Annotated in this window: 11 protein-coding genes; 4 read left to right on the plus strand and 7 right to left on the minus strand. The window is 48.9% G+C overall.

Annotated elements, in window-relative coordinates:
* The first annotated feature begins 72 nt into the window (after window positions 1-72).
* The 4 genes from NNC77_RS04315 to NNC77_RS04330 are packed head-to-tail and all read left to right on the plus strand — an operon-like array spanning window position 73 to window position 6,058.
* Window positions 73-384: a LysO family transporter gene (locus NNC77_RS04315; protein ID WP_022122090.1), complete on the plus strand. Its 312-nt coding sequence runs from the start codon at window positions 73-75 to the stop codon at window positions 382-384.
* A complete protein-coding gene (locus NNC77_RS04320) occupies window positions 381-983 on the plus strand; it encodes a lysine exporter LysO family protein (protein ID WP_006847844.1) in 603 nt (200 codons plus the stop codon). Before NNC77_RS04315 ends, NNC77_RS04320 begins: the two co-directional genes overlap by 4 nt.
* A gap of 33 nt (window positions 984-1,016) precedes the next feature.
* Window positions 1,017-4,172, plus strand: a complete 3,156-nt coding sequence (locus tag NNC77_RS04325) for a glycoside hydrolase family 2 TIM barrel-domain containing protein (protein ID WP_022122089.1) — start codon at window positions 1,017-1,019, stop codon at window positions 4,170-4,172.
* A gap of 5 nt (window positions 4,173-4,177) precedes the next feature.
* Window positions 4,178-6,058 (plus strand): MGH1-like glycoside hydrolase domain-containing protein, encoded by a 1,881-nt coding sequence (locus tag NNC77_RS04330; protein ID WP_254970147.1) that lies wholly within the window; start codon window positions 4,178-4,180, stop codon window positions 6,056-6,058.
* A gap of 172 nt (window positions 6,059-6,230) precedes the next feature.
* On the opposite strand, the gene NNC77_RS04335 is transcribed toward NNC77_RS04330, so the two are convergent.
* From NNC77_RS04335 to NNC77_RS04365, 7 genes are all read right to left on the minus strand, one after another.
* Entirely contained in the window at window positions 6,231-7,181 is a 951-nt protein-coding gene (locus NNC77_RS04335; protein ID WP_118139320.1) for a FecR family protein, read from the minus strand.
* Window positions 7,182-7,234: 53 nt separating this feature from the next.
* Window positions 7,235-7,756, minus strand: coding sequence for an RNA polymerase sigma-70 factor (locus NNC77_RS04340; protein ID WP_254970146.1), 522 nt, complete (start codon window positions 7,754-7,756; stop codon window positions 7,235-7,237).
* Window positions 7,757-7,819: 63 nt separating this feature from the next.
* Window positions 7,820-10,945 (minus strand): tetratricopeptide repeat protein, encoded by a 3,126-nt coding sequence (locus NNC77_RS04345; protein WP_254970145.1) that lies wholly within the window; start codon window positions 10,943-10,945, stop codon window positions 7,820-7,822.
* Window positions 10,946-10,992: 47 nt separating this feature from the next.
* Window positions 10,993-11,793 carry a metal ABC transporter permease gene (locus NNC77_RS04350; protein ID WP_153083001.1) on the minus strand — a complete coding sequence of 267 codons (801 nt, stop codon included), beginning with the start codon at window positions 11,791-11,793 and terminating at the stop codon, window positions 10,993-10,995.
* Between the two features lie 59 nt (window positions 11,794-11,852).
* Entirely contained in the window at window positions 11,853-12,236 is a 384-nt protein-coding gene (locus NNC77_RS04355; protein WP_022122083.1) for a hypothetical protein, read from the minus strand.
* 20 nt (window positions 12,237-12,256) lie between these two features.
* Window positions 12,257-13,501 (minus strand): 3-phosphoshikimate 1-carboxyvinyltransferase, encoded by a 1,245-nt coding sequence (locus NNC77_RS04360; protein ID WP_118081232.1) that lies wholly within the window; start codon window positions 13,499-13,501, stop codon window positions 12,257-12,259.
* A 46-nt stretch (window positions 13,502-13,547) separates the two neighbouring features.
* Window positions 13,548-14,756: a zinc-dependent metalloproteinase lipoprotein gene (locus NNC77_RS04365; protein ID WP_254970144.1), complete on the minus strand. Its 1,209-nt coding sequence runs from the start codon at window positions 14,754-14,756 to the stop codon at window positions 13,548-13,550.
* Window positions 14,757-15,124: the final 368 nt, after the last annotated feature.

Consider the following 15,124-nt stretch of genomic DNA (forward strand, 5'->3'; position numbering starts at 1 on the left):
CGGGAATCCGTTTTTTACGGTAAAGTAATTCATAAAAACGAACAATAAAATAAAGAAGAAAAACAAGAAACAATGCTCAAGATAGTAATGATTATGCTATGCGGAATAGGTACCGGCTATCTGCTCCGCAACAAGAAAATGAGTTTTATCGGCCGTATCATCACGGCGCTGATATGGGTACTCCTGTTCCTGCTCGGTATCGAGGTAGGTTCTAACCCTCGTATCATCAGCGGTCTTCAGACCCTGGGACTTGAGGCGATAGCCCTGACCTTGGGAGGCAGTCTGGGTAGTGCACTCTTTGCTTGGGCATTGTGGAAGTATGTTACAGCAAAGCAGGCTAAATCGTCGGCTCACGCTGAAACCGGGAAAGGAGGCAAGGCATGAAAGGCAGTTTGATTATCGTAAGCTTCTTTGTTCTGGGCATCATCGTAGGTTTGTGTGATGTGATTCCGGCAGGTCTTCTGGATAGCGACGTGAGCTATTGTGCACTCTGCTGCCTGATGTTCTGCGTAGGTATCAGCATTGGTTGCGATACCTCTGTGCTGAAGAGTTTCAAGAAGGTGAATCCCCGTCTGATGATGCTCCCTGTGATGACCATTCTGGGTACGCTGGCAGGTTGTGCAGCCGTATCTCTCATCTTGAGCCATCGCCAGCTTACCGATTGTCTGGCAATCGGTTCAGGATTCGGATATTACTCACTTTCGAGTATCTTCATCACCGAATACCGGGGCGCCGAACTTGGAACCATCGCCCTTCTTGCCAACATCTTCCGCGAGATTCTCACCCTGCTGTGTGCTCCGCTGCTGGCAAAATACTTCGGCAAACTGGCACCTATCAGTGTAGGTGGAGCTACGACCATGGATACAACGTTGCCAATCATCACCCGCTATTCGGGCGAGAGTTTCATCATCGTTTCCATCTTCCATGGCTTCTGTGTCGACTTTTCTGTACCCTTCCTGGTTACCTTCTTCTGTTCTTTGTAGAAATAGCTAAAAGCAGTTTTAAACCAAACCCGTATGAGACATATTTTCAGTTCATTCATGATATGTCTGAGCCTCTGCTGTGCCCATACCTCAGTAGCCCTTGCGGCTCAGGATGGCAAGCAGCCAGCAGCTTCAGACCCTTGGCAGGACGCCACCGTAACCCATATCAACCGCATGCCGATGACCGCTCATTACTTGCCTTTTACAAGTGAGAACGGAGCCTTGGCACAGTTGAAGATGGACGACGCCCGCCGTTTCCAGTTGAACACCCAGAATGAGCGTCGCCGCTCGCTGGATGGTGTATGGAAATTCAAACTGGTGAAGAATCCGAGTCTTGCCTTGACCGATTTCTTCAAGACATCCTATAATGTAAACGATTGGCAGAACATCAATGTGCCTGGCAGCTGGGAGTTGCAGGGCTTCGATGCGCCCATCTACACCGATGTAACCTATCCTTTCAAGCCAAATCCTCCTTTCGTGCCACAGGATTACAACCCTGTAGGACATTATGTACACGAATTTACCGTGCCTGAAAACTGGAAGGGCATGGATGTGATTATGGATTTCGAAGGCGTAGAATCTGCCTTCTATCTCTGGATCAACGGCAAGATGGTGGGTTATAGTGAAGATAGCCGTCTGCCTGCCCACTTCAATATATCCAAGTTCCTGAAGAAGGGCAAGAACCGCCTTGCCATGAAGGTGTTCCGCTTCAGCGACGGCAGTTACCTGGAAGGCCAGGACTACTGGAAGTATAGCGGCATCGAGCGCAATGTGTTCATCCAGGCTCGTCCTAAGAGCAGAATGAACGACTACGTATTGGGAAATAAACTAATCAATCAATATAAGGATGGCAATTTCACGCTCGACGTGAATATGCTCAATCCACAAAAGGGTCAGAAGGTTGAGGTGAAAGTGCTTTCGGCAACAGGTAAATCTCTCTTCAAACAAATCCAGAGCATCACCTCACCTGCTGATACCTTGATTCATTTCGAAAAACTGCTGAAGAACGTGCAGCCTTGGAGCGCCGAGAGCCCTTATCTCTACACCCTCGTCATCAATACTACCGACAGGAATGGCAGAGTAGAGGAGAGTGTGGCACAGCCTTTCGGCTTCCGTACCGTCGAAATGAAGAACGGACAGCTTCTGGTAAATGGTGTAGCCATCACCATTAAGGGTGTGAACCGACAGGAGCACAATGCCGTACACGGCAGAACCCTCAGCATCGGTGAGATGGTGAAGGATGTGAAGATGATGAAGCAGTTCAACATCAATGCCGTGCGTACCTCTCACTATCCAAACTATTCGGAGTGGTATCAGCTCTGCGATAAGTATGGTCTCTACATGGTAGGCGAGGCGAACATCGAGTGTCATGGTATTCTGGATACAGAATATAAGCAGCTGGCAGACAGGGAAGACTGGTATCCTGCTTTCCACGACCGCATGTACCGCATGATTAAGCGCGACCGCAACCATACCGCCATCATCATCTGGTCTATGGGTAACGAGAGCGGATATGGCAAGAGTTTCGAGAAACTCTACGATATGAGCAAGGCGATGGATCCAACCCGTCCGGTACAGTATGAGGGCGGCGGTTACTACGCCAAGTCGGATATCTACTGTCCGATGTATGCCCGCATCTGGGCTTTGCGCCGCCATGTCAACCAGCGTGATGAGCGTCCGCTGATTCTCTGCGAATACGCCCATGCCATGGGTAACAGCGAGGGTAATCTCAAGGATTACTGGGATCTGATTTACAAATACGACCAGTTGCAGGGTGGTTTCATCTGGGACTGGGTAGACCAGACCATCGCCAAGACCGATGACAAGGGGCACAAATATTGGGCTTATGGTGGCGATATGGGATTCGTAGGCGTAGTAAACGATTCCAACTTCTGTGCCAACGGACTTGTAGCAGCCGACCGCTCTCTGCATCCACATATCTGGGAGGTGAAGAAGGTTTACCAGAACATTGCCTTCGAGCCAGTAGCCTTCATGCAGAACCGCATCAAGGTAACCAACCGGTTCGACTATACCACGCTTGACAATTATCAACTCTTCTGGGCAGTAGAGGCCAACGGCGAAACCATCAGAAGCGGCAAGATGAACTTCCCAACCCTCCTGCCTCATCAGACGAAGGAGATGGAGATACCGATGGGCACTCTTCCTGCTGCCGACAACAAGGAATACTTCCTTACCCTGCGCGCCTTCAGCAAGCAGGCTACCGGAGCTGTTCCTGCAGGTCACGAGGTAGCCATCGAGCAGATGCAGCTGCCTGTACGACTGGAAAAAGCTCAGGAACAGGTAAGCGGACAGATAGAGAAGACCGAGACAGAAGATGCCATCACCATCCAGGGAAAGACCAAGGATTTCAGCATCAGCTTCTCTAAGAAGACCGGCGAGATGACCTCACTGAAATATGACGGTAAGGAAATGCTGCTGGCAGGCTTGCAGCCAAACTTCTGGCGCGGTATCACCGACAACGATGTGGCTAACGGTACTCAGGAACGCTGCGCTACCTGGCGTGAGGCTGGAAAGAAAATGGTACTAAAGGGCATCAAGACCCAGGCAGACAACCAGAAGGTTACCGTCATCGCAGACTTCGATATGCCTGAGCAGGAATCTCTGATGCAGATTACCTATCAGATGCTTGCCAATGGAAATGTAGAGGTGAACATGCACTTCATGCCTGGCAACAAGGCACTGCCGGAGATGCCTCGTCTCGGTATGCGCATGATTCTGAAGGGCGACTACGACCAGATGACCTGGTTGGGTAGAGGTCCGCAGGAGAACTATGCCGACCGTAAGAGCGGTTACCTCATCGGTAAGTATTCTGCCAGCGTATGGGAGCAGTATCATCCATACGTAAGAGCACAGGAAACTGCCAACAAGTGTGATGTACGCTGGTTCACCCTCGCATCGAAGGCTGGAGCCGGTATCAAGGTGGAAGGTGCTGAGCCATTGAGCGTAAGTGCCTGGAACTTCCCACAGGATGATCTCCTCTATGTTCCTTCTACCATCGAGCACCGTCATGGCGGCTGTGTTGACAAGAAGGACATGGTATGGGTGAACATCGACCATTTGCAGATGGGTGTTGGTGGCGATAATACCTGGGGCGCTATGGTGCATCCGGAATATACCATCACACCAAAGGAGTGGAGCTATAGCTTTACTATTAAGAACTTAAAATAAACGATATGAAGACTAAGTCTATAGCTATACTGACTATGGGGCTTGCCATGCTGTCTATGGACGGCATGGCACAGACCACCCGTCAGGAGTATAAGGATATTCTTGACATCCAGCTGACACCGGGGGCTCCCCGCCGTCAGAACGGATGCTTCACGGATATGGGTTCATGGATGGGTTTCACCCTCTCAGAGAAGGAGAAACCTACCGCAGGCTTCTGCGGACCTTTCAGTATCTATTACCGCAACTGGTATGCCCGTTCGCTGGTATCTCTCATTGATGGTACCGTGCAGGAACAGAGCTATTATCCGGGCGAAATCAGAATGAGTCTGAAGAAGGATGGTGCCGATTTCTATGAGAGTCTGCAGTTTGTAGATGCCCGTACGGCGTTGCTTACAGTTACCAATCCGTCCAAGGTTCCGTTCACGTTTACTGCCGACAGCATCAGTACCCGTGCCAATGTATCACGTTACAAGAACCGTGTTACCATCGGAGAGTTCTACGGTGAACGCGTCATCATCGACTTCCCTCAGGAGGTTAAGGTGACTGATACCGACCACAACTATCTGGCTACTGTGCCAAGAGGTGTAGAGCAGCTCACCATCGCCATTTCGCTAGTAGAGCAGGATACCGAGGCTTCGGTTCAGCATGTGCATACAGCTAGTCTGCTTGCCAATCCGAAGGTTGCACTCGATGAAAACGAGAAGCGCTGGAACGGTTATCTGAAGAAGGTGATACGTGATGATATGCCAGCAGAATACAACCGGGTGGCTGCGAAATCCATCGTCACCCTGCTTTCCAACTGGCGTGCCAAGCGAGGTGCCCTGTATCATGACGGTATCGTGCCTAGTCATGCTGTTGGCTATTTCGTAGGTTGCTGGGCATGGGATTGCTGGCGTTTCTCTGCCGGTATGGCTTCCTTCTTCCCAGAGTTGGCGAAGGATAACATCCGCGTGATGTTCGACTACCAGCAGCCAGACGGCATGATTATCGACTGCATCTATCCGGATGCTTCAGAGAACAACTACCGCGACAGTAAGCCTCCTCTGGCAGCCTGGGCGGTGAACGAGATTTACGAGCATACCCAGGATCTGGCTTTCGTAAAGGAGATGTATCCGAAGCTTCTGAAATATCATAAGTGGTGGTATGAGAAGAGAGATCACGACAAGAACCATATCTGTGAGTTCGGTTCGGTTGATGGCACGCTGGAGGCTGCTGCCTGGGAGAGCGGTATGGATAATGCCATCCGTTTCGACGGCACCAAGATGTTGCAGAACGGCAAGGATGCATGGAGTACAGACCAGGAGAGCGTTGACCTGAATGCTTATCTCTCGCTGGAGTATACCTTGCTCAAGAAGTTTGCCGGGTTGCTGGGCGAGCCTTTCGACTTGCCTGACTATCGTGGACTGGTTGCCGATTATTTCTTTGACCAGAAAGATGGCTTCTTTTATGACCGCCGTCTGGATGCCGACAGAAGTTTTGTACGTGAGGCTGGTTGTGAGGGCTATATTCCTTTCTGGGCGAACATAGCAACGCCTAAGCAGTTTGCCAAGGCAAGAAAGTTGTTAGACAATAAGAAGAAGTTCTCTACCTTCATCCCATTCCCGACGATAGCAGCCGATAATCCGAAGTACAATCCGCAGGGTTACTGGCGCGGTCCTATCTGGCTCGACCAGACCTATTATGGCATTAAGGGCTATCGCAATTATGGTGAGAAGAAGAAGGCAGATGCCTATACCGACCAGGTGTTCCGCAACTTGCAGGGTATTTCGGCAGGTACCCCAATTTATGAGAATTATGACACGCATACCGGCAAGCCTATGCAGGCTTCTCACTTCAGCTGGAGTGCCGCTTGCCTGATCATGATGTACAATGATTATGGAAAATAAACGATAATCTCATGTGTTAAACGTCATGTCAATGGGATTTGGCACATCTTAAAACCTAAATAAAAAAGCCTTTGAGCGTATCGGAAATGATAGCTCAAAGGCTTATTTTTTACCCTAAATGATTAAACTGTAACAAGCAAATTCCATACGCTTGGAAAGCGTGTGGTGTATATTATCTCAAAACATACTTTCCGGCTGGTGTCTTGCTGAATTTCACCTGATAGGCTTCAGAGACAATCTGCAGCGCCTCGGTAAGGTTGTTGTTCGGCAAGGTTCCTGTGAAAGGTTCGATGGTATCCATTTTCACAGCAATCTCAACCCCGTAATTCTTCTCCAGACTTCTGATGACTTTGCCCAGCGATGCATCGCGGAATACCAGCTGCTTCTTCTGCCATGCACAGGCATCCTCGATATGCGATACTTCGCGTACATCCATCCTTCCTGTCAGTTTGTTCACCACCACGATTTCGTTTGGCTTCATCGTATAGGTGCTGCCGTTGGCAAGGGAAGTGAGCATCACGCTACCGTTGAGTAGCGCAACTTCTGCTGTCTGTTCTTTCTTTCGGTTGATGACGTTAAACTCAGTGCCCAATACCTTGATTTCCATTCCCTGCATGTGGATGATGAACGGATGTCTGGCGTCTTTGGCTACCTTGTAGTGAGCTTCGCCTTCAAATTCAATCTCGCGATTGTCCTTGCAGAAATCCTGTGGTGCATACTTGATGCTGGAGAGCGAATTGAGCGCTACCACACTCTTGTCGGGTAGGGTGATGCTCACCTGTTCGCCTTCCTGGGTAGTGATTTCTGTCAGCGGAATCGCGGCATATTGCCTGTTTTCCTTATACATCATTCCCATAATCACCATGCAGATAGGCAGGGCAATAGCTGCCGCTATCTGGGTCCACTTGAGGACGCGCTTCAGGGTGAATTGTTTACGGGTTCCTATCTGTTCATGAATTTCAGCCTTGATACGTGCCAAATCTTCGTCAGAGATACCGCTATCCGGGATGATGCCGTGCAGCCATTCCTCTTCCATGGCTGCTGCTAATTCTTCATCTGAACAGTTGTTGATCCGTTCCTTCAGATTAGCTAAGTCTGTACTATTCTTGATGTCGTCTAACATAAAACAATCTTTTTTTAGATTATACACGGTTCGGTAGAGAATGTACCGTTAAATTATACTAAAAACAAGAGCCACATCAGGTTGGTGCGGTTGCTGATAAGCTGTCGGAGCTGTTTCAAACCCATCGACAACTGGTTCTTAACGGTCTGTTCACTATAGTTGAGTTTCTCGGCAATCTCCTGATTGTTGAGTATCTCCAACTTGGAGAGTCGGATGATTTCCTGCTGCGTCTTGGGCAGCTTGGCAAGCATCAGGTTGAGCTGTCTGACGAAATCATCATACTCCAGCTGACTGTCAGCAGTGGTGCTGTTGTGATGGTCAAGATAGTCCATGTAGTCTTCATACACGGGCGAATTGATGACCTTCCTGTAGGCGTTGATGAGGTAATGCTTGGCTCTGAGGAAGAGCAGCGGCTTTACGCTGTCTGCCTCTTCCAGCGTGCTTCTGTTGTTCCAGAGCCATACGAAGGTATCTTCCATGATTTCTTCGGCATTCTCCTTCGACTTGGTATATTTCAGGCAAAAGGCAAAGAGTCTGCGGGCATATAGCCCGTAGATTTCATCGAATGCCTTCATAGATCCTTTTTTGAGTTGAAGGATAAGTTCTGTTTCTGTCTTTTTAAACATGATAACTATTCACTAAAATCCATCTAAATCATATTCTTCGCTGTCCAAATCCAGACTGTCGTCGTTGTCGAAAGTTGTATTTGGTGCTTTTTCTTCCTTTATATCCGCATCGGTTCCCTGGGTTCCGGTAGTTCCGTTTTCGGATGTTCCGGTTGTTCCGTTGCTGAAAGTTCCGGTAGTTCCGGTTTTTATTTCACCGGTTGTTCCGCTTTCGGCAGTTCCGGTTTCTTCTTCATTTTCTTCTGAATCATCCGTCTTTTCCTGCTGGATGATTTCCTCCGGTTCTTCAAGCAGTGGGTCCTTGCTGATTTTCAGCGGTGCCAGATGCTGGGTATAGAAGAGGGTATAGTCGTCGTAGCTCAGACTGGTGCCCAGCAGCAGGAGGTTTGGCTCGCTGATTACGATGCCTCGGGCTCCCTTTGAGAGGAGCTGGGTGATGGCCTGATGCTGGTAGATGTCGTTGGCATACTGGCGTGCTTCGTCGTAATTGCGGAAGCCCTTTACCTGCATGCGGTGCAGACCATTCTGCTCGTCAATGACGAGGTCGAAATTGCGAACGAGATAGGAGGTGAAATTATATTTCGCCATCTCGAAGAGCAACTGGTTCTCGTTTACAGAATCGGGAACGTAGGCGAGCATGAAGACGAACGGCTCGTTGCGCTCAATGCTGAATACCTTTGCTTTGGATTTGACATCATCATTGAGTACGGCGTTGCGGCGCGACCATACATTGCTCAGGTCGAATGTGCCGCCCTTGAGCTGTCTGCCGGCTTTCACTCCGTTGAGAATCATTCCCGCCATTTCGCTGAGTCGGCTGTTCGGATATTTCTCTACCACCTGCTGCATATCATCAAGACAAGCCTGGATATTACCCTCGTGGAGCTGGGTGAGTCCGCCGATAAAGAGGAACTTGTCGCGGTTGGCTCCTTCAGGATAGCGCTTGTCTGAGATAGCCCTGTTGTGTACCACCTTATTATATAGGTTAGCCTTGAAGGCGTCGTAGGTGGCAGCATAGAGCGAATCTTCGAGATGAATGCCCATCTTCGCATCTTCCTCATAATAAGGAGAGGTGAGCAGGGCGGTCCATTGGCTCTCCGGATAATTCGCTTTCAACAGGTCGAGATAGCGGCTGGCGATGGCTGGCTGCTTCCTGATGTTGTAGAGCAGGTAGAGGTGATAGTAGGCATCATCGAGATGTTCGTATGCTGCGTTCTTCTTCACCAGTCGCTGCAGCATGCGTTCGCTTTCGTCCAGATCATTGAGTTTGTCTTTCAGAATGATGCCGGCATGCAGCAGTCCGTCGTCCAGAATCTGATTGCTTTCTGCCATCTTCTCTTCGGTGAGCGGAATCTGAGCGAGATAGTAGGCGCGCTGATGCGGATCTTCTTCTGCACTCAGGTTCTTCTCCTTCTCCTTCTCAAGGTCTTTCTTCTGTGCCTCGTTGAGGAGAGAATCGCGCTGTTCATCAGTCATTTCTTCTACACCTTTGGCATCGGCTACTACGGTCTGGTTGCTCCGCTGCCAGTTGTCTATGTTCTTTCTTTTGCCCCAGAGGCGCTCAAACTGCTGTTTGCCTTGGGCTACGGCAGATTGGGAGTAGAAATACCAGGTATTGGTGTTGCCGAAACCGCCGTTGCCCTGGGCTCCGTTTCCGAAGCCGGATGAGGCATTGTTGTTTCTCTGATTCCTGTTATTTCTGCTGTTATTATTGCCGTTGTTTCTGCCGAAGTCAGAGTTGTCTTGTTTTTCTGCCAATTCCTGGTCGGCAAGTCTTCTCTTTTCTTCCTTTTCCTGCTTTTTCAGGGCATCTATCACCTTGTCAATGGCGACATTCCGTTCTGTTTCGCTCATGCGGGCAAGCGATTGCAGGGAGTCCTGCAGATGGATGGCGTCGGTATAAGGCACCAGTTCATCGAGAACCTTCGAACGGTTGGAGAGCTGTTTGTAGTCTTTTCGGTCCTGGTCTAGGAGTCCGATGGCAGCATCATAGCATCGCTTGGCATCGCCATAACGGTGGCATTGCCAGTATACATTGCCCAGATGCAGCAACAATACACCTTTCTCTACTCCGTTGCGGCTTGATTTCGCAGCACCTTTTTCGTATGCAGCAATAGCCTGAAGGGTATCGCCTTGGTTGAGATGTATGTTGCCGATGGCATAATAAACCTGGTCGAGATATTCCTGGTTCTTGTCGCTCGCTGCCATTCGCTTCAATTTAGATACCATCTTCCGGGAGTTGTTGGTTGCCAGTACCTCGGTCATGGAGATGCGGGCATTGAACTCCAGTTCGTAAGGCGGATTGAGACGGATGACATGCTTGAAGGCACGGTAGGCATTCTGGGTATGTCCCTGTTGTGCTTCTACCTGTCCCATCAGATACCAGAGGCGGGCTTTCTGCTTGCGTCGCATCTCATAGCCGATGGCTTTGCGGAGATACGGAACGGCCTCCTGATAGCGTCCGGTCTTCAGATAGTAGAGGGCATAGGTCTTGTCCCATTCCTTCTGGGCACGCCAGTGGATGGAATCGCGCTCGATATTACGGATTACATCTTCGGCATCGTATATCCATCCTGATTCGAGATAACTCTTGGCGAGCCAGGCACGTGCCTTGCCGTAAATGCCGGGTTGGGTGGCGTAGAGACGGCTCATATAGGCGAATGTAGCTGCTGCCGACTGGAAATCGCCTTCAAAAAACTGGGAACGGCCCATCAGCATCCATGCCTTCCAGAGGAACGGATTATATTCACGGCGCTGCAGCCATTCCAGGTCTTTGGCAGTCTTGCGGCGTTTCTTGTCCCATACCGGGCGGCGCTTGATGCTATGCTGGTGAATGGCTTTCTCGCATTTCTCGATGGCGCGGTCGTAGTTCGACTTGCCCAGTTCGCGGCTGTTCTTGTTGCCAACCGTATAATAAGGAATCATTTCAGAGTAATTGTCCTTATTCCCGTTTTCCTTTTCGAGCGAGCCTTCTATATAGGCTACGGTACCATTATAATAGGTGTTGTATCGGGCGTTGAAGGCATGCCACCATCTGCTCTTCGCCGTATTCTTCTGCGTAGAGCATCCTGCTATGGTCATTGCAAAGGCAAGGACAACCATAGCTGGCAAGAAGTTTCTGAATGGGAAATGCTTCAACATAAGTTTCTTCTTTGTTTAAAATTTTTCTTTCAGAGTGCGTGAAAGCCTTAGTGCTTTCTGGCTGCCAGTATCTTTGCTGCTGCAAACAGGATGATGCTGACGAAGATGATGGTTGCACCTGATGGCACATTGAGCAGATAACTGGCATAGAGGCCTACGATGCAGTCGATGCAGCCTATCACGATGCTGGCTCCTATCATGCGCTTGTAGCTGTAGGTGAAGAGGTTGGCTGTCATCTGTGGTATGGTGAGCAGACTGATGGCGAGTACGATGCCCACCATCTTGATGGTTGCCACGATGGTCATGGCGATGAGCGTCATCATCATATATTCTATCGCAGTAACCGGCAGATGTTGCGATTTGGCAAAGGTGCTGTCGAATGCGATGGTCTGGATAGGACGCAGCAGAAAGGTGAACAGCAATGCAACAAACAGGGTAAGACCTGCCAGAAGCCAGAGGTCTGTGCTGTCGATGGCAAGTATACTTCCGAAGAGGAAAGAGGGCAGGTCGGGCATGAATCCCGGAGTAAGGAAGCAGCAGATGATGCCCACGCTCATGCCTAGGGTCCAGAACATGGCGATGGCAGAGTCTTTGCGCACATCTTTCTTCCTCGATACCCATTGAACGCCGAAGGCGCTCAAGATGGCGAATACCATGGCAGAGAGTATGGGGTTGATGCCTGCAAATACGCCGATACCGATGCCGCCAAAAGAGGCATGCGTAATGCCACCGCTGATGAAAACCAGCCGGCGTGTGACGATGTAGGTGCCTACAAAGCCGCACAGGATGCTTGCCAGTAGGGCGCCAATCAGCGCGTTCTGAAAAAATGTATATTGCAGTATATCCATGTCTTTACTTTGAACTTTGAACTTTAAACTTTGAACTTTAAACTTTGCGTATTGCATGTTTAACTTAAAAAACTGATGACTTCGTCCTTAATCTGGTTAGGCAGGTTGATGCCTCTCAGTATCAGACTTCGGTTCCATCCCGCCACCTCTTCCGGTTGCATCGTATAGAGCACTTCCGAGAATTCCTCTACCTCCTCATCGGTATAGTCGTCGGCAGCTCTTCCTGCAAACCGGTCGAGTTCCTCGTCATCGTAGTATTCTATTTCCTTGGTGGCGGCTTCCATCATGCATTCCTGTTCGCATTTGGAGTTCTCTCCGTTGCAGGTATTGCATGATACGCCTTCCTGCAGCGGTTCTTCATCCTCTCCCTTGCGATGAGAGATGATGCCGAAAATGGCGCTTATCAAGCCTAGGACCACCAGGGCCAAAACTAAATATAGCATAAACTGTTAACTATTAACTATTAACTTTCAACTATCTCAAACCCAACTTTCTTCAAGTCTTCCCAATAATGAGGATAGGATTTGCTCACCACCTCAGGATTGTTGATTTCAATCTGAGGGAACTTGAAGGCAAGAGGGGCGAAGGCAAGTGCCATGCGATGGTCCTCGTAGGTGTCGATAGGCTCAAAACTAGGCTCGCAAGTCTCGCCATCCCAAATCAGCGTGTTATCGTTCTCGTCATAAATCACGTAACCCACCTTCTTCAGCTCCTTCTTCAATGCCTCGATGCGGTCGGTCTCCTTGATCTTAAGACTGGCAAGACCGGTGAACTTAAACTTTACGCCCAGGGCACAGCAGGCTACAACGATGGTCTGTGCCAGGTCTGGAGAACCGCTGAAATCGTAGTCGAAACGAGGTAAAAGACAACGCTGGACTTTCAACTTGACAGGAGAAAGAACATCACGGTTCTCAAATTCTGATTTCACGCCCAGCAGACTGAAGATGTATTTCACAACAGAATCGCCCTGCTTGGAACTGTCGAACAAGCCTTCGAGTCTTACCTCAGAATCAGGGTTTCCGTTCAGCGCCATCATTTCATACCAGTAAGAAGAAGCACTCCAGTCATTCTCGATGGTGTAGTCGGCTACGCAGCTGTAAGGTTGTGGCTTTACGGTGATGGTATCCACATCGGTCCATTCGGCACTGGCTCCGAAGTTCTGCATCGTCCACAGTGTGAGGTCGATGTAAGGACGTGATGCAATCTCGCCCGTCAGTTTCAGTTCCAGACCGTTTTTCAGAATCGGACCAATCATCAGCAGTGCCGAGATATACTGCGAACTGATGTTTCCCACCACTTCGAGATGTCCGCCTTCCAGTGGCTTACCAACGATGTGGAGTGGAGGATAGCCCTCTTTCTTTTCGTACTGTATATCAGCTCCGAGGTAGCGCAGGGCATCTACCAGGATAGCAATAGGGCGGTTCTGCATGCGCTCGGTACCTGTGATGGTATGCTCGCCTGGTGTAGCAGAAAGATAGGCGGTCATAAAGCGCATGGCGGTACCGGCAGCCTTGATGTTGATGATATCAGGCATATCGCGCAGTGCCGCAATGATGACTTCTGTATCATCGCAATCGCTCAGGTTGCGGGGCTGCAACTTGCATCCCGCCATGGCATTGATTACCAATGCACGGTTGCTGATACTCTTGGAAGCTGGCAAGTTGATACTTGCATTGAGTTGGCGTGGAGCCTTGATTGTATATTTCATTTTCTTCTTGTTTCTATTTCTTTTAATACTCTTTTTTCTGATTTTGCTATTTCTCAGCCTTCAGTATCCGGATGTCCTTGATGCAGACAGCCTTTTCCTTGGCATATCGGATAGGGAGGTCATCTTCTGTTTCCGGCATCTCATCCCATGCACGGGTTCTCGGACGAATCTTCTTCGGACCTGGTATCAGGGGCGAATAATACAGAACCTGGCGGATGCGGTTTGCCTGTTCTGGGGTGAATCGCATGCTGTAACAGATGCTGTAGTCCATCAGATTGTCTGACTGCCATTCCTCATTCTTGCTGTTGGTGCGTTTGGCAAGCTCTCTCATGCTGAGCGTGGTATCCTTCTTGATGGCTTGTGCCTTGCTGACATATTCTGTCAGCCATTTGCCGTATGCTATTCGGTTGTAGCTTGGTGTATCATCGCAATAGTCTGAGTCGTCATCATCATCGGCAGCCTCTGATTTGTCTTTCACTGTCTTTTCTGAGAAACTGTGGAAGAGCCCCAGATAATGTCCCAATTCGTGAGCCAGCGTAGCATTCGGGTCGGCTGTATTGTAGGTATATCCTTTATGATTCTTATCTGTAGTATACCGGGTTCCTTCATTCTCCCTTCCCACATAGATTGAATTAAGCGAAACGCAATATGGAAATTTGCCCGGTTTGCTCAGCGGGTAGTTCTTGCCATTGCTCAAACCGTCTATCTGTGGATAGCCGCCTACTTGGTAAGGCAGATGACTGATGCCCAGCGTGGTGCTGTTTTTATCGGTCTTCTTGAAGGCATATACCATCACATTGATGTAGTTGTTCTGGTCCCAGCAGTACTGTACATACTTCTTGTCCTTCATGAAACTCTCGCAGTCGAACTCCGATTCTGAAACCTTGATATATTCCACACCCGGTGTGCTGAGTCTCTTGCCGCTTTCATTCTTCTCAGCCAGTTCGAACTGGATATGCAGGTTCTCGCTCGGGACGGTATCCATCTGATAGTTGTATACATCACCCTGATAAAGTTCGTTCACATTGGAGAGAATCTCCTTGAGGCGGGTATATTCGATGTATTGCGTGGTGTTACTGTAGAAGACATGGAAGATGACAGGCAGATGATAGACATAATCATCGCCCGTAATGATATCTGTGTCACGGTCTTGCCCGTTGGATCTGATAGGGTCGCCGATAGAGCCTTCGGTATCCTTGCATGATGCAAAGCTGAGGACGGTGAGGGCGATCATGAAATAAAGAATTTTTCTCATGCGCGTACCTTATATTATATATTTTCGTGCAAAAATACAAAAATAAAAGAAGATAGGCGAGAAATATCCTGAAAAAGTTTCTCAAAATGCCAAAAAACTTGTGCTTCCATCTTCTTGATGTATATCAATTCAGTTACATTTTGTAAACTTGACTCCATGAAAATGGCGTTTTATAAGGTATGTCTTCGTGCAATATGCTAAATTTTAGGCTGTGAAATTGCAAATTGTAAGCTTGTGTGCGTTCAAAAACAAAAAGTATTACTTGCTCAAAAAATAAGATAAAATAGCGTTAAGGAATTATGAATTTTTCGGAAATCGTTGTATCTTTGCACCAGAAAAAGAAACAAAGACAATTACAATAACATCCT

The organism is Segatella copri (genome assembly GCF_024330485.1).
Classification (GTDB): Bacteria; Bacteroidota; Bacteroidia; order Bacteroidales; family Bacteroidaceae; genus Prevotella; species Prevotella copri_L.